Here is a 15,628-nt window from a genome sequence, read left to right as displayed (position 1 = left end):
CGATGGAATCGCCCTGCATTCTCGTCTGTTCGATCGACATGGTGACCGGCTACTGCTTCGGCTGCGGCCGCACGCAGGCGGAAATCGGCGCCTGGACGCTCTACACCTCCGAGGAGCGCCGCGCGATCATGGCCGAGCTGCCGACGCGCCTTGCCACCGTCGAGCGCAAGCCCCGGCGCGAGACCCGGCGCGCCCGCATGGCGCGGGAGCGCGGCGAGGCATGAGGCTCTATCTCCTCCTCGGCATCATCGCCGCGGGGCTCGCCCTCCTCATCCTCAACCACGACGGCGGCCGCACGCTCGGCATCGCAAACGACGATTTCGGCCGTCTGGTGACGCTCTCGGCCATCGCCACGATGCTGGCGACCGGCTTCCTCGCCAGCCGCCGCCAATGGGGCGAAAGCCTGCGCCATGCCGGCGTGTGGCTGGTCATCATCCTGGCGCTGGCCGCCGGATACATCTATCGCTTCGATCTTGAGGCCATGGGCAACCGCCTCACCGCCGGCCTCATCCCCGGCCGCGCGGTGGTGACGACCGGCGCGGGCGGCGAGCAGATCCTCGTCATCCACAAGGGCGTCTCCGGCCATTTCGAGGCGGACGTCGCCATCGACGACACGCCGCTGCGCATGCTGGTCGATACGGGCGCAAGCTCGATCGTGCTCACCTACGAGGACGCCATGCGCCTCGGCATCGATCCCGGCAACCTCGTCTTCTCCATCGAGGTCGCCACCGCCAACGGGCGGGCGCTCGCCGCGCCCGTGACGCTGCGGGAGGTCACCATCGGCCCCATCCACCGCGGCGCGATCCGCGGCATGGTGACGGAAGAAGGCCGGCTCGACCAGAGCCTGCTCGGCATGAGCTTCCTCGAAACCCTCGGCTCCATCGAGATCACGCGCGACGAATTGCGGCTGAAGGACTGAGCCCTCAGTTCTTCAGCTTGTAGCCGGTCTTGAAGATCCAGGCGGTGATCGACAGGCACACGAGAAGGAAGCAGAGCACCGTCACGAGGCTGACGACGGGGCTGACGTCGGCGATCTCGTAGAAGCTCCAGCGGAAGCCGGAGACGAGGTAGAGCACCGGGTTGAAATGGCTCACCGTCTGCCAGAAGGGCGGCAGCATGTGGATCGAGTAGAAGCTGCCGCCGAGGAAGACGAGCGGCGGCACGATCAGCATCGGGAAGAGGTTGAGCTGCTCGAAATCCTTCGCCCAGATGCCGATCATGAAACCGAACAGCGAGAAGCTCACCGCCGTCAGCACGAAGAACAGCACCATCATGAGCGGGTGCTTGATGGAAATGTCGACGAAGAGCGAGGCCGTCAGGAGGATGATCGTGCCGACGATCAGCCCCTTGGTCGCCGCCGCCCCGACATAGCCGATGACGATCTCGATCATCGAGACGGGCGCGGAGAGGATCTCGTAGATCGTGCCGGTGAATTTCGGGAAGTAGATGCCGAAGGAGCCGTTGCCGATGCACTGGTTGAGCAGCGTCAGCATGATGAGGCCGGGCGCGATGAAGGCGCCGTAGGAGACGCCCTGCACCTCCTGCATGCGCGAGCCGATGGCCGCGCCGAAGACGATGAAATAGAGCGAGGTGGTGATGACGGGCGACACGACGCTCTGCAGCAGCGTGCGGCGCGTCCTCGCCATCTCGAAGAAGTAGATGGACTTGATCGCCTCGAAGTTCATTTGCCTGCCCCCACCAGTTCCACGAAAATGTCTTCCAGCGAACTCTGCTCGGTGGAGATGTCCCTGACCCGCAATCCGCACTGCGAGAGCGCCGAAAGCAGCGACGAGATGCCCGTCCGCTCGCCGGACGAGTCGAATTCATAGACCAGCCGGTGCCCCTCTTCGCCGAGCGTCAGCCCGTAGGGCGACAGCGCGTCGGGGATCGCGGTTATCGGCTCGGCAAGCTCGACGGTCATCTGCTTGCGGCCGAGCTTGGCCATCAGCGCCTTCTTCTCCTCCACCAGCAGAATCTCGCCGTGGTTGATGACGCCGATGCGGTCGGCGATCTCCTCGGCCTCCTCGATATAGTGCGTCGTCAGGATGATGGTGACGCCGGCGGCGCGCAGGCGCTCCACGAGCTGCCACATGTCCTTGCGCAGCGAGACGTCGACGCCCGCCGTCGGTTCGTCGAGGAACAGCACCTTCGGCTCGTAGGAGAGCGCCTTGGCGATCAGCACGCGCCGGCGCATGCCGCCCGACAGGTGGCGCAGCACGGTGTCCTTCTTGTCGTAGAGCGAGAGGTCCTTCAGGATGCGCTCGATCAGCGCCGGGTCCGGCTTGCAGCCGTGCAGGCCGCGCGAGAAGGCGACGGTGTTCCACACCGTCTCGAAGGCGTCGAGCGTCAGTTCCTGCGGCACGAGGCCGATGATGGCGCGCGTCTTGCGGAAATCGGTCAGGATGTCGTTGCCGGCGACCGTGACGGTGCCGCCGGACGGGGTGACGATGCCGCAGACGATGGAGATCATCGTCGTCTTGCCGGCCCCGTTCGGGCCGAGCAGGGCAAGGATCTCACCCTCCTCGATATCGAGGTCGACGCCCTTCAGCGCCGTGAACCCCGATGCGTAGCTCTTGGTGAGATTGCGAATGGAAACGATGGGCGCCATGGGTGGGTCCGGGAAAAGGGGAATTCATGCGGAAGGACACCCTATATGGCGTGTCCTTCGTCAATTTTCACCCGGACCTTGGAAAAAAGTTGCGCCGCCTAAAGGCTGCAATGGCGGTAGCCGGACTTCCTCGCCCGCAGGTCGAAATGGAAGTGATCCTTGTGGAAGCGGTCGCTGCCGGGACCGAGCACGGTGGAGAAATACTTGCAGCTATCGCCGCGCACCGCCTTGAGCAGTCCCTTCTCGCGGAAGGCGAAGAAACCCTTCTTCTCGATGGAGATCGCCTTGCCGTTCTTCAGCACGATCTTGCCGACGTCGATGGCGTTGCCCTTGGCGTGCTCCGACATGGCGGCGCCCTTCTGCGAGTTCATCGTGCGGCAGGAATAGGAGGACATCTGGTGGATCGCCGAAACGCCGGAGAGGTAGCGCATGCGCGTCGAGGGCACGAGCTCGTTCTTCACCCAGCGCGCGAAGGCCTCGCTGATCTGGCAGTTGACCTGCGCGGCCGGCTTGATCTGGATGCCGCCGGAAAGGCCGGACAGCTCGATCGGCCAGTCGATGCCGCAGGAGCGCCCGCGGGAAACGCGCGGCACGTCGCGGAATGTTACGCCCAGCCGTTGCAGCCGCTGCCGGCAGGCCTTCTCCGAGGCGGGCATGCCGCCCATGGTCTCGGGCATCTGCATGGGGTTGGAAAGCCGCGGCAGGAAGGCGACCTGCTCGCCCTCCGCGGCCGCACGCCGGCGCGCCGCCTTGTCCGGCACGCGGAGATAGCCTTCGCTTTCCCCGCCGAGTTCCACCCCGGCTTCCGACATGGGAAGCGCCTCGGGCTGGTTGACCGCGCGGGGATCGTCGGTGCCGATGCCGTCGACGACGACCTGCGTGGCATTGCCCTCGGCGATCTCGTTGGCCTGCGCTTCCGCAAGGCCCTCGACGCGGCCGACGCCGAGCCCGTCGTCCATGCTGACGCCGCCCTCCGGCACGGAGAGCGCGCCGGCGCTCGCCTGCACGGGCTCGGACATGCCCATCGCCTCGTCGCTGTCGATCATCGGCAGGCGCTTCTTCTGCGTGGCGGCGGGCATCGCCTGCATGCTCTCGGAGGAATAATCGGGAAGGTCGCCGCCCGTATCGCCGATCTCCATGGCGACCGGGCGGGAGGGCCGGATCGCGCCGACGTCGGCGCCGTCGATATCGTCGGGCGGCGTCAGGCCGCCGGAACAGGCGGCGAGCATCGCCGGCAGGAGAAGCAGCCCGAGCGGCCTGCGCAGACGAGAAACGAACGCCATACCCATTGTCACTTCCGCCCGGCGCCCGCCCCGCCCGATGCGGGGCCCCGTTGCACCATTCCTGTCCGGTTCATCGTGCGGGCCGCCTTTGTCCGCATTCGGACGGAACGGCAGCGAAAACCGGGCGCAGGCGCGAACGCCTGCTTTTCCCGGATATTTTCCCCCAACAGGGTAAACGAAGCGTTCCCGCCCAACGAAAAACCCCGGCGCTTGCGGCGCCGGGGCTTCAGGACTGCGAAGGCGGGTGAGGTCAGGCCGCGCGGCGGCGCGGATCCGACAGACTTGCCCCGTCCAGCCGGAAATTGCCGAGCAGCGTCTTCAACTGCTCGCTTTCCTGCGTCAGCGTCTGGCCGGCCGCATTGGTCTCCTCGACCATCGCGGCGTTCTGCTGGGTCATCTGGTCCATCTGGTTGACGGCCGTGTTCACCTCGGCAAGGCCGACGGCCTGCTCGCGCGCAGACGTCGCGATCGAGTTCACCTGGTCGTTCACCTTGTTGACGAGCGCCTCGATCTCGTCGAGCGCATCGCCCGTCGAGCGGACGAGCGTCACGCCCGTGCTGACCTCGGCGGCCGAATTGCTGATGAGGCCCTTGATCTCCTTGGCGGCGTTGGCCGAGCGCTGGGCGAGCTCGCGCACTTCCTGCGCCACGACCGCAAAGCCGCGGCCGGCCTCGCCCGCGCGGGCCGCCTCGACGCCGGCGTTGAGCGCGAGCAGGTTCGTCTGGAAGGCGATCTCGTCGATGACGCCGATGATCTGGCCGATGCGGCTCGACGCGTCCTCGATGCGGCTCATCGCGGCGACGGCATCGCGCACGATGGTACCGGAACGGCCGGTCGACTGCTTCGTCTCGGCGACCATCCGGCTCGCCTCGGCGGCGCGGTCGGAAGCGTTGCGCACCGTCGCGGTGATCTCGTCGAGCGCCGCGGCGGTCTCCTCCAGCGAGGCGGCCTGCTGCTCGGTGCGGTGCGACAGGTTGTTTGCGGCCTCGGCAATGCCGGAGGCGCTGCCGTGCACGATGTCGGTCGAGCGGGAGATCGCCGAGATGACGCCGGCCAGCGCGTCGACCGCGCGGTTGAAGTCATCGCGCAGCTTGGCATATTCCGGCGCGATCGTGTCGATGGAGGCGGTGAGGTCGCCGTTGGCGAGCCGTTCCAGCGCCTGGCCGACGGTCTGCATGGCATCCGTCTGGCTCTGGCTGACGGCGCGGTGGCGCCGCTCGCCTTCCGAGCGCTCGGCGTCGAGGCGGGCCTGCTGCTCGCCTTCGCGCTCACGCAGCTCGGCGCGCTCGGCCACCGACTGGCGCAGCACGGAAACGACCTTGGCCATTTCGCCGATCTCGTCCTTGCGGTCCGTCTCCGGCACCTCGCTCGACACGTCCTCCTCGGCGATCGCCTGCATGGAGGCCTTGAGGCGCCCGACCGGGCCGGTGACGCTCTTCACGATGCCCCAGGCAGCAAGGATGATCGCCAGCGCGCCGATCGCCAGGATCGACGCCGTCTCGATCGCGTTGCGGCGGAACATGGCGGCAAGGTCGTCCGCATAGACGCCCGTGCCGACGATCCAGCCCCAGGGCGCAAAGCCCGCGACATGCGAATATTTCAGCACCGGCTCCTCGAAGCCCGGCTTCGGCCAGTAATAGTCGACGAAGGCCTGCCCGGTGGAGCTGCCCTTCACCGCCTTGACGAATTCGGTGAAGATGTGCTTGCCGGTCGGGTCGGCCATGCCGGACTGGTCGGTGCCGTCGAGCGCCGGCTTGATCGGATGCATCACGATCACGGCGTTCATGTCGTTGATCCAGAAGTAGCCGTTGTCCTCGTAGCGCAGCGCCCGCACGGCATCCTTCGCCCGCGTCTGCGCCTCCTCGCGCGTCAGCGTGCCGGCCGCCTCGAGCTCCTGGTAATGCTTGAAGAGCGTGAGCATGTTCTCGTCCATCGCGGCGAGCTTCGACTTGCGCTCGGCGACCATCGCGCCCTGGTAGTGATAGAGCGTATAGACGAGCGCACCCGTGAAGATGGTCAATGCCAGTGCCACCAGCAATGATAGACGTGTGGATATTCTCAGGTTCTTCATCATGCTCTCCTCGATCTTTCCGGGCGCAGTGCGTCTTGTGATCCAAGGTCGAGGAAATCCTTTAAAATCATCTAAAATTGCAGCTATCAGTTTTTAGAAGTTGAAAATACTCGCAAATACGCCGGTTCTTTCGCCGCCGCGGCCCTTTTTCGCCCGACGCTCTTCCGCTAGACCTGAGGAAAAAGGAGAGGACGCGCATGACCGATACCGGAGCCCCCAACGGACAGCTCACCCTTCGCACGCTCGCCATGCCGGGCGACGCCAACGCCGCCGGCGACATCTTCGGCGGCTGGGTCATGGCGCAGATGGACCTTGCCTCGGGCATCCGCGCGGCAGAGCGCGCCCGCGGCCGCGTCGTCACCGCAGCGGTCAAGGAGATGGCCTTCGAGCTTCCAGTGAAGATCGGCGACACGCTCAGCATCTACACGGACATCGCCCGCGTCGGCCGCACCTCGATCACGCTTACCGTCGAGGCCTGGGCGCAGCGCTACCTTACCACCACGCTGGAAAAGGTGACCGCCGCCACCTTCGTCATGGTGGCGCTCGACCGGACGGGGCACCCGACCCCCGTTCCGGTCGAATAGGACGCCGGCTATCCCTTGAAGACGAAGGCCGCGCCGGCGGCGATCAGCATGAAGCCGACGGCATGGTTCCAGGTCAGGCTCTCCTTCAGCCAGAACACGGAAAAGCCCGCGAAGACGAGAAGCGTGATCACTTCCTGGATGGTCTTGAGCTGCGCGGCCGAATAGACCTCGTGGCCGATGCGGTTGGCCGGCACCGCCAGGCAATATTCGAAGAAGGCGATGCCCCAGCTTGCCAGCACCGCCACGAAGAGCGGCGCGGCCTTGAACTTGAGGTGCCCGTACCAGGCGAAGGTCATGAAGACGTTGGAAAGGCAGAGCATGGCGATCGGCCAGACGGCCGCGGGGTTGAGGCTGAAGGGCATCGGCGAATCCTGAAAGTGGAGGAGAACGCCACGGCATAGCCGACCCGTCGGCGCCGTCAAGTCCGCCGCCTAGTGGATTCTGGCGATCCCCCGTTAAGACAATCTTATGCCGCCCGCCACACCATCGCCCGCAAGCCGCGACGGCGACCTTTCCGCAAGGCCGGGAACGAGAATGACGGATGCGACCCGGCTGATGCCGGCGGACGAACAGACACGACGACAGATTCGTTCGGCACAGGCCCTGTCCGTGCTGGACGGCATCGTGCTGTCGCTCGTCGCCAACAGCTTCCTGGCCGCCACCACCGCCGCCATTCTCTGGCTCGATACGCCGAATGCCGGCATCCTCTTCTGGCTGGTCGCCGTCGTCGCGGTCAATCTCGCGCGCTATGTCGGCGTGCGGATCATCCAGCGGATGGACTGCGCGATGGAACGCCCGCAGCGCGCGCTCGACGTCCTGTCGCTCGGCGCGCTGGCCGGCGGCCTCGTCTGGAGCCTCTCGCCCCTCCTCGGCTCGGCGCACGGCGCCAACGGCCTCAATCCCTATCTCATCTTCATCATCGGCGGCATCTGCGCGGGCGCGCTGATGCAGAGCACCGCCTATGCCCGCACGGCGCTGTTCTTCTCGGCCCCGCCGCTCGCCGCCGCCTTCATCTCGCTCCTCGTCTCCGGCACGACGGAAGCCTTCGTCATCGCCGCCGACGCCGTGCTGCTCGCCGTCATGATGCTGCGCGCCAGCCAGCTCAGCGAGGCGAGCTTCATCCGCAGCCAGATCGACCGGCTGAAGGCGGTGGCGCTCGCCTCCTCGCTTTCCGACGCCAATGCCGAGATCCGCCAGTCCTACGACAAGCTGGCGACGCTGGCGAACCGAGACCCGCTGACGGGCCTCGGCAACCGCGCGCTCTTCAACCAGCGCCTGCGCAGCCTGCTCGACACGGACCGCACCGACGCAGGCCCGCTCGCGCTCCTTGCCATCGACCTCGACCGCTTCAAGGCCATCAACGACACGATGGGCCACGGTGCGGGCGATATCGTGCTCACCGAGATCGCCCGCCGCCTTGCCGACCTCACCGATCCGACGGACACCGTCGTGCGGCTCGGCGGCGACGAATTCGCCGTCATCGTGGAAGGCGGCGCGGCCGAGGCGCGCGGCCGCTGGATCGGCGAAGGCATCGTGCGGCTCGCCGGCGATCCCGTCTTCATCGGCGACCGGCCGGTCACCGTCGGCGCCAGTGCCGGCCTTGCCCTTTATCCCCAGCACGGCGAGACGGCCGACGACCTCTTCGCCAGCGCCGACATCGCGCTCTATGCGGCGAAGGAAGGCGGGCGGCGGCGGCTCGGCCTGTTCAATCCGGAGCTGAAGGCACGCATCGAGCGCCAGCGCCTCATCGAGGCGACCCTGACGGAAGCCATCGAGACGCGCGCCCTCCAGGTCTTCTTCCAGCCGCAGGTGGAGCTCGCCACCGGCCGCGTCACGGGTTTCGAGGCGCTGCTGCGCTGGACGCATCCGCAGCTCGGCGCCGTCAGCCCGCCGGACATCGTGCGGGCCGCCCATGCCCTGCATATCTCCACCGAGCTGACCGGCTATGTGGCGACCCGCGCCGCCGAGCTCCTGCGCAGCCTGCCCCGCCTCGGCCTGCCGCAGGCGGCCGTCGCCGTGAACGTCTCGCCGCGGGAGTTCTCCGGCGATACGCTTTCGCGCCTGCTGGTCGCCATCGCCGACAGGCACGGCGTCTCGCCCGGATTGATGGAGATCGAGATAACGGAGGAGGCGACGCTCGACACGCAGGCCGCCGGCGCCGAACTCGCCCGGCTGGGCGCGGCCGGCTTCCGCCTCGCCGTCGACGATTTCGGCATGGGCCATTCCTCCCTCGCCTATCTGGTGAGCCTGCGTATCGACCGGCTGAAGATCGACCGCAGCTTCGTCACCGGCATCGCCACGAGCCGCGAAAACCAGGCGCTGATCTCCGCCCTCATCGGCATCGGCCATGCGCTGTCCATCGACATCGTCGTGGAAGGGGTCGAGACGCGCGAGGAGGCGGAGATCCTGCGCATGCTCGGCTGTCGCCACGCGCAGGGCTATCACTTCGCCCGCCCCATGCCGGCCGCCGATATCCCGAAATGGCTCGAGCGGCACGCCCGCACCGTCAATCCGGCGTCCGACGGCGCCTGACCCCTATCCCCATGCCTCCACGAGGTAGCGCCGCGGGTCCTCCGCCGGCTCGCCCGCCCTGCGCCATTCCTCGAGAAGGGCCGCATAGTCCCGCGCCGCGTCGTGCAGGGCGAGGTCGTCGAGCCTGTCGGCCCGGAAGAGGAGGAACGGCGCCTGCCAGAGCAGGCCGCAGCGTCGGGCGGTCGCCTCCAGCGGGCGCAGCAGCTCGGCCATGGTGAACGCGTTGGCGCCGCCCGGCCCGTAGGCTTCGGGCACGTTGCCGGCCGTCGCGGCGACCAGCAGCGGCCTGCCCTCCAGCAGCCGGCCCTCGGTCTCGTAGGCGAGGTAGTACATGCGCGTCAGCACCGCGTTCTCTCACGCCTTCAGGACCGGCGGGGCCGAGTACCACTGGATCGGGAACTGGAACACGATCCGGTCGGCGGAAAGCAGCCGGGCGACCTCCCGGTCGATATCGATCCGCCCGTCCGGATAGAGCGCGTGGATATCCGCCACCTCGACGCCCGGCAGGCGGGCGGCGGCCGCCGCCAGCGCCGCGTTTGCGCGCGATCGGTTGGGGCCGGAATGGAAGAGAAGGATCAGCGTCTTGCTCATGGCATCGTCTCCTGTGTCGATGCGCACAGGATGCCCGGAGCGACAAAATCATTCCAATCGATGATCGATATATGCAATTATCGATCTCATGAATTTAAGATCGATCGACCTCAACCTCCTCGTCGTGCTGGATGCGCTGCTGGACGAGGCGCATGTCTCGCGCGCCGCCGCCCGGCTGAACCTCTCCCAGCCGGCGACGTCCAGCGCGCTCGACCGCTGCCGCCACCTCTTCGACGATCCCCTGCTGGAGCGCGGCAAGGGCGGCATGCGCCTGACGCCGAAGGCCGAAGCCCTGCGCGATCCGCTGAAGGCCCTGCTCGCCGGCATCGCCGCCGTCGTCGATGCGCCGGAGGAACCCCTTTCCGAAATCCGCCGGACCGTGCGCATCGTCACCGCCGATCATCCCGGCATCGTCATCGCCGGCCCGCTGCACAGGGCGCTCGCCCGCACCGCGCCCGGCATCGACCTGGTCATCCAGCCCTGGCACGGCGCTCCGGCCGCGCTCGAATCCCTCGCCCGTGGCGCCAGCGACATCGTGCTCTCCGTCTTTCCGACGATAGACGAGGCCGCCTTCCACCGCGAAACGCTGCTGGAGGAGCACTACGTCGTCGCCATGCGCAAGGGCCACCCCGCCGTAGAAGGCTTCTGCCTCGACCGCTGGCTCGCCTATCCGCATGTCCTCGTCTCGGGCCGCGGCGACACCCGCTCCGACCTCGACGACCGGCTCGCGGCCCTCGGTCGCACGCGCCGCATCGGCATCGTCGTGCCGAGCTTCCTGATGGTGCCGCCGCTGCTGGAGGACGGTGACCTCATCGCCATGACGCCGAGCCATTGCCTGCCGCCCGATGCCAGCGACCGCTTCGACATCCTCCCGCCGCCCATTCCTGTGCCGGGTTTTCCGCTGCATCTCGCCTGGCACCGCCGGCGCGACAGGGACCGCGCCGTGCAGCATGTGGCGGGAGAGCTGCGGGCGATATTCGCCGGCCTTTCCTAGGACCGGCCGCGTGCAAATTCGTTTCCCTTTTGTACTCCCTCCCCCTTCCCTTTCGCGGTGACTCTCTCCATATTCCCCGCATGGCCAGATCTCCGAAGAAATCCCCCGCCCCGAACCCCGGTTTCGAGGAAGCCCCGCAATCGCCCTTCGAGGGCGAACCGCTCTCGGGCAGCGTCTCCGACTGGGTGAAGCAGCTCGAAGCCGAGGCGGAAGCCGCAAGCGTCGAAAGCCGCCGCGAGGTCGCCTCCAAGGCCGGCAAGCACCGCAAGACGGTGGAGAACGCCGCGCGCCGCCACGCCGAGCAGGTCACGGTCTCGAAAACCTCCCGCGGCGTCTCCATCGGCGGCTCGTCCGACCCGAAGACGCGCGCCGCCGCCGGCCTCAACCCGGTCTCCGGCCTCGACGTCTCGCTGGAGGACGCCGCCGCGCTGGAGAAGGGGTCCGGCGTCACCGCCACCGTGGAGGCCCTGTCGAAGCTCATCGAAAGCGGCAACCCGCTCTTCAAGGACGGCAAGCTCTGGACGCCGCACCGCCCCGCCCGGCCGGAGAAGTCCGAAGGCGGCATCCCGATCCGCATGATCAGCGACTACAAGCCGGCCGGCGACCAGCCGACCGCCATCCGCGACCTCGTCGAAGGCCTCAATTCCGGCGAGCGCAGCCAGGTCCTGCTCGGCGTCACCGGCTCGGGCAAGACCTTCACCATGGCCAAGGTGATCGAGGAGACGCAGCGCCCCGCCGTCATCCTCGCGCCGAACAAGACGCTGGCCGCGCAGCTCTATTCCGAGTTCAAGAACTTCTTCCCGGAGAACGCGGTCGAATATTTCGTCTCCTACTACGACTACTACCAGCCGGAGGCCTACGTCCCGCGCTCGGACACCTATATCGAGAAGGAATCCTCGATCAACGAGCAGATCGACCGCATGCGCCACTCCGCAACGCGCTCGCTGCTGGAGCGCGACGACTGTATCATCGTCGCCTCGGTCTCCTGCATCTACGGTATCGGCTCGGTCGAGACCTACACGGCCATGACCTTCCAGATGGAGGTGGGCGACCGGCTCGACCAGCGCCAGCTCCTCGCCGACCTCGTCGCCCAGCAGTACAAGCGCCGCGAAATGGATTTCCAGCGCGGCTCCTTCCGCGTGCGCGGCGACACCATCGAGATTTTCCCGGCCCACCTTGAGGATGCCGCCTGGCGCATCTCCATGTTCGGCGACGAGATCGACGCCATCACCGAATTCGACCCGCTGACCGGCCAGAAGACCGGCGACCTGAAGTCGGTAAAAATCTACGCCAACAGCCACTACGTCACCCCGCGCCCCACCCTCAACGGCGCCATCAAGGGCATCCGCGAGGAGCTGAAGCACCGCCTCACCGAGCTGGAGAAGGCCGGCCGCCTTCTGGAGGCGCAGCGCCTCGAGCAGCGCACGCGCTACGACCTCGAAATGCTGGAGGCCACCGGCTCCTGCGCCGGCATCGAGAACTATTCGCGCTACCTCACCGGCCGCCGCCCCGGCGAGCCGCCGCCGACCCTTTTCGAATACGTGCCGGACAACGCACTGATCTTCATCGACGAAAGCCACGTCACCATCCCGCAGATCGGCGCCATGTATCGCGGCGACTTCCGCCGCAAGGCGACGCTGGCCGAATACGGCTTCCGCCTGCCCTCCTGCATGGACAACCGCCCGCTGCGCTTCGAGGAATGGGACGCCATGCGCCCGGACACGGTCGCCGTCTCGGCGACGCCCGGCGGCTGGGAACTGGAACAGTCCGGCGGCGTCTTCGCCGAGCAGGTCATCCGCCCGACCGGCCTCATCGACCCGCCGGTCGAGGTGCGCCCGGCGAAAAGCCAGGTGGACGACGTGCTGGGCGAGATCCGCGAGACCGCGCAGGCCGGCTACCGCACCCTCGTCACCGTGCTCACCAAGCGCATGGCCGAGGACCTCACCGAATACCTGCACGAGCAGGGCGTGCGCGTGCGCTACATGCACTCGGACATCGACACGCTGGAGCGCATCGAGATCATCCGGGACCTGCGCCTCGGCGCCTTCGACGTCCTCGTCGGCATCAACCTCTTGCGCGAGGGCCTCGACATTCCCGAATGCGGCTTCGTCGCCATCCTCGACGCCGACAAGGAAGGGTTCCTCCGTTCGGAAACCTCGCTCGTCCAGACCATCGGCCGTGCGGCGCGAAACGTCGACGGCAAGGTCATCCTCTATGCCGACCAGATCACCGGCTCCATGCAGCGCGCCATGGACGAGACGACCCGCCGCCGTGAAAAGCAGGTCGCCTACAACGAGGCGCACGGCATCACCCCGGAATCGGTGAAGGCGAAGATCTCCGACATCCTCGACTCGGTCTACGAGCGCGACCACGTCCGCGCCGACATTTCCGGCGTCTCCGGCAAGGGCTTTGCCGACGCCGGCCACCTCGTCGGCAACAACCTCAAGGCCCATCTCGAGGCGCTCGAAAAGCAGATGCGCGACGCCGCCGCCGACCTCGACTTCGAGGCAGCCGCCCGCATCCGCGACGAGATCAAGCGCCTCAAGGCCGCCGAACTCGCCGTCATGGACGACCCGATGGCGCGCGACGAAGCGCGGGCACAGGAAGGTGGAGGAAAGGGCAAAAGCCCGGCGAAGCCGCAAGGCCAAGCGGCCGCCGCCGGTCGTCCGGCGCCCCGTGCGGAGGCCAGCCCGAAGGGCGGTACGGCCGTGAGCACAGAAGAGAATGGCAAAAGCTATTTTGCCAAACCCTCGCTCGACGACATGGGCCCGGGCACCGACACCGAACGCCCGCTCTTCCGCAAGCCCGACCTTGACGAGATGGGCCGCGACATCGCCACCCCGGCCGGCAAATCCCTCTTCCGCCGAAACACCCTCGACGAAATGACCGTCGGCCGCACCGAAAAACCCGTCACCGGCGCCCTCCCCGACCGCCCGGACGAAACCCTCTCCACCAAGAAACGCACAGCGCCCCTGCCCGATGAACCGAAGCCGGTTCGCCGGGAGAAAATCGGTGTAGGAAGTTACGAAGATCCGGCGGAAGCCAAGCGCAAGGGGCGCACCAAGGGCAAGACAGGGCGCCCGGGACAGTAAACATCCCGGCGGTGCAGGCGGCCTACTCCGCCGCTTCGCCTTTCACCGGCTCCAGCGCGGCGGCCAGTTCGTAGGAATAGCCTTCCAGCATGGCGTAGGCCTGCTCGATGGCCTGAATCTGGCCTTCGGCGTTGCGGATCGCCTCGGTGATCGACTGCGAGCGGGCGCGCAGCATGGAGCCTAGGAAATCCGTGCCGGCCTTGCGGCCGAGGCGGTCGATGTGCTGGCGCACGCGGTTGCGGTGGCGTTCGAGCTCCAGGATGTGGAAGCGGCTCTTGACGATATCGTCGGAGAGCTTGCGGCGCATGGCGGCGAGCGGGTCGAAGCTGCCGGGCTCGCGCTCGTCGAGGATGACGTCGTTGACGAGCGGTTCGAGCAGCATCAGGCCCTTGAGGTCGCGCGGGTCGGCGAGCTGCGGGTCGAAGCCGGTGTCGTCGAAGACCTTGCGACGCACGGGATCGCGCAGCAGGTCGTAGCAGGCCTGCAGGCGGGCGAACTGGTCGGCGTCGCCCCCTGAATCGGGATGCATGCCTTTGGCGGCCTTGCGATAGGCGGTCTTCACCGCGCTGTCGTCGGCATCGCGCTCTATTCCAAGCATGGCGTAGGGATCGATCACGCGGCCACCTGTCTTGTCTTCCTGCATTGCGTCGTCGGTTCTAGCAAACTCTCGGACCCCGAGGGGACGAAATTGTGGTCGCGCCGGGGCGATGCACAGAAAGCGCTATTCCGCCGCCGTGGCCTCGGCCCGTGCAGCGAGCACCGCCGCGAAGGCCGCCACGATAACCTCCGCCCCCGCCCCCGGCTTCGTCGCATCGCCCGACAGAATCTGCCGGTAGCGCCGCGCGCCCGGAAAACCCTGGAAGAGCCCGATCATGTGCCGCGTCACATGCGCCACCCGCCCGCCCCTGGCGACGACGTCCGCCGCATAGGCGACCATCGCCTCCCGCACCGCCTCCCAGCGATCGAACGGGAGGTCCCGCGGGTCGATGGCGGCGCCGGAGGGCTTTCCTTCGGGGGAAAGCGGATGGGGGAAAAGGGCGTCCACGCCCGTCAGGATACCGCTGTCCTGGTAGGCGGCCCGCCCGAGCATGACGCCGTCGAGGCCGTCCATCTCGCGGACGGCATCGCTCAATGTGTGAAGCCCGCCGTTGAGGCCGATGAAAAGAGCGGGGTTCTCCGCCTTCAGCCGACGCACGAGTCCGTAGTCGAGCGGCGGGATGTCGCGGTTCTCCTTCGGCGAAAGCCCCTGCAGCCAGGCTTTGCGCGCGTGGACCCAGACGGCATCCGTGCCGGCGGCCGAAACGCGGGAGACGAGGTCGCGCAGCGCCACCTCCGGGTCCTGGTCGTCGACGCCGATGCGGCATTTCACGGTGACGGGGATGGCGACCGCCGCCTTCATCGCCGCCACGCAATCGGCGACGAGCTGCGGCTCGCGCATCAGGCAGGCGCCGAAGGTGCCGGATTGCACCCGGTCCGAGGGGCAGCCGACATTGAGGCTGATCTCGGCATAGCCGAAGCCCTCGCCGATCCGCGCCGCCTCGGCGAGCTTTTGCGGATCGTTGCCGCCGAGCTGGAGCGCCACCGGCCGTTCCACCGCATCGAAACCGAGCAGCCGGTCGCGGTTGCCGCGCAGGATCGCGTCGGCGACGATCATCTCGGTGAAGAGCAGCGCGTTCTTCGTGAGCTGGCGCGCGAAGACTCGGTAGTGCCGGTCGGACCAGTCGATCATCGGCGCGGTGGCGAAGATCTTCGCCCCCGTCTCCACGGCCTGCCGGTAGAATGTGCCTCTCGTTGTCATGGCCGGCTCATACTCCATGCGCGTCGGAAAAACCACCCTCGGCCTTTCCCCGCCGCCGCGGATGGGTGCTAGAGT

General features: G+C 67.4%; 13 protein-coding genes and 1 pseudogene. 6 read left to right on the top strand and 8 right to left on the bottom strand.

Going from position 1 to position 15,628, the window contains the following annotated elements; all coding sequences use genetic code 11:
• Nucleotides 1-2: 2 nt before the first annotated feature.
• The gene (locus ACZ5TO_RS06800) at nt 3-224 is read left to right on the top strand and encodes a DUF1289 domain-containing protein (protein WP_464799980.1); all 222 of its coding nucleotides are present in this window, start codon (nt 3-5) and stop codon (nt 222-224) included.
• Nucleotides 221-919 (top strand): retropepsin-like aspartic protease family protein, encoded by a 699-nt coding sequence (locus ACZ5TO_RS06795; RefSeq protein WP_464799979.1) that lies wholly within the window; start codon nt 221-223, stop codon nt 917-919. The genes ACZ5TO_RS06800 and ACZ5TO_RS06795 overlap by 4 nt, the downstream gene beginning before the upstream one ends.
• Before the next feature lie 4 nt (nt 920-923).
• Here ACZ5TO_RS06795 and ACZ5TO_RS06790 read toward each other — a convergent pair whose 3' ends face one another.
• The 4 genes from ACZ5TO_RS06790 to ACZ5TO_RS06775 form a co-directional block, all read right to left on the bottom strand.
• Nucleotides 924-1,685 carry an ABC transporter permease gene (locus tag ACZ5TO_RS06790; RefSeq protein ID WP_184139667.1) on the bottom strand — a complete coding sequence of 254 codons (762 nt, stop codon included), beginning with the start codon at nt 1,683-1,685 and terminating at the stop codon, nt 924-926.
• Nucleotides 1,682-2,608, bottom strand: coding sequence for an ABC transporter ATP-binding protein (locus ACZ5TO_RS06785; protein ID WP_464799978.1), 927 nt, complete (start codon nt 2,606-2,608; stop codon nt 1,682-1,684). Before ACZ5TO_RS06785 ends, ACZ5TO_RS06790 begins: the two co-directional genes overlap by 4 nt.
• A gap of 98 nt (nt 2,609-2,706) precedes the next feature.
• On the bottom strand, nt 2,707-3,891 hold the full coding sequence (locus tag ACZ5TO_RS06780; RefSeq protein ID WP_464800343.1) for an extensin-like domain-containing protein: 1,185 nt from the start codon (nt 3,889-3,891) through the stop codon (nt 2,707-2,709).
• Nucleotides 3,892-4,141: 250 nt separating this feature from the next.
• Nucleotides 4,142-5,962, bottom strand: coding sequence for a methyl-accepting chemotaxis protein (locus ACZ5TO_RS06775; RefSeq protein WP_184139671.1), 1,821 nt, complete (start codon nt 5,960-5,962; stop codon nt 4,142-4,144).
• A 197-nt stretch (nt 5,963-6,159) separates the two neighbouring features.
• Here ACZ5TO_RS06775 and ACZ5TO_RS06770 point away from each other — a divergent pair, with 197 nt between their 5' ends.
• On the top strand, nt 6,160-6,546 hold the full coding sequence (locus ACZ5TO_RS06770; RefSeq protein WP_184139673.1) for an acyl-CoA thioesterase: 387 nt from the start codon (nt 6,160-6,162) through the stop codon (nt 6,544-6,546).
• Nucleotides 6,547-6,554: 8 nt separating this feature from the next.
• Here ACZ5TO_RS06770 and ACZ5TO_RS06765 read toward each other — a convergent pair whose 3' ends face one another.
• Nucleotides 6,555-6,908, bottom strand: a complete 354-nt coding sequence (locus ACZ5TO_RS06765; protein ID WP_184139675.1) for a DMT family protein — start codon at nt 6,906-6,908, stop codon at nt 6,555-6,557.
• A gap of 172 nt (nt 6,909-7,080) precedes the next feature.
• Here ACZ5TO_RS06765 and ACZ5TO_RS06760 point away from each other — a divergent pair, with 172 nt between their 5' ends.
• On the top strand, nt 7,081-9,078 hold the full coding sequence (locus ACZ5TO_RS06760; RefSeq protein ID WP_464799977.1) for a putative bifunctional diguanylate cyclase/phosphodiesterase: 1,998 nt from the start codon (nt 7,081-7,083) through the stop codon (nt 9,076-9,078).
• A gap of 3 nt (nt 9,079-9,081) precedes the next feature.
• Here the strand turns inward: ACZ5TO_RS06760 and ACZ5TO_RS06755 are convergent.
• Nucleotides 9,082-9,669: pseudogene (locus ACZ5TO_RS06755) on the bottom strand (NAD(P)H-dependent oxidoreductase).
• Nucleotides 9,670-9,757: 88 nt separating this feature from the next.
• On the opposite strand from ACZ5TO_RS06755, the gene ACZ5TO_RS06750 reads away from it, so the two are divergent.
• Together ACZ5TO_RS06750 and uvrB are read left to right on the top strand one after the other, a co-directional pair.
• On the top strand, nt 9,758-10,663 hold the full coding sequence (locus tag ACZ5TO_RS06750; protein ID WP_464799976.1) for a LysR family transcriptional regulator: 906 nt from the start codon (nt 9,758-9,760) through the stop codon (nt 10,661-10,663).
• An 80-nt stretch (nt 10,664-10,743) separates the two neighbouring features.
• On the top strand, nt 10,744-13,755 hold the full coding sequence (gene uvrB, locus ACZ5TO_RS06745) for an excinuclease ABC subunit UvrB (RefSeq protein WP_464799975.1): 3,012 nt from the start codon (nt 10,744-10,746) through the stop codon (nt 13,753-13,755).
• A gap of 22 nt (nt 13,756-13,777) precedes the next feature.
• On the opposite strand, the gene ACZ5TO_RS06740 is transcribed toward uvrB, so the two are convergent.
• Both ACZ5TO_RS06740 and dusA read right to left on the bottom strand, forming a co-directional pair.
• On the bottom strand, nt 13,778-14,398 hold the full coding sequence (locus ACZ5TO_RS06740; protein WP_464799974.1) for a J domain-containing protein: 621 nt from the start codon (nt 14,396-14,398) through the stop codon (nt 13,778-13,780).
• Nucleotides 14,399-14,476: 78 nt separating this feature from the next.
• The gene (gene dusA, locus ACZ5TO_RS06735) at nt 14,477-15,553 is read right to left on the bottom strand and encodes a tRNA dihydrouridine(20/20a) synthase DusA (protein WP_464799973.1); all 1,077 of its coding nucleotides are present in this window, start codon (nt 15,551-15,553) and stop codon (nt 14,477-14,479) included.
• Nucleotides 15,554-15,628: the final 75 nt, after the last annotated feature.

This window comes from Shinella sp. Sh6 (genome assembly GCF_055392685.1).
Note: the sequence above shows the minus strand (reverse complement) of the source record. Positions and strands in the feature narration are given on the sequence as shown.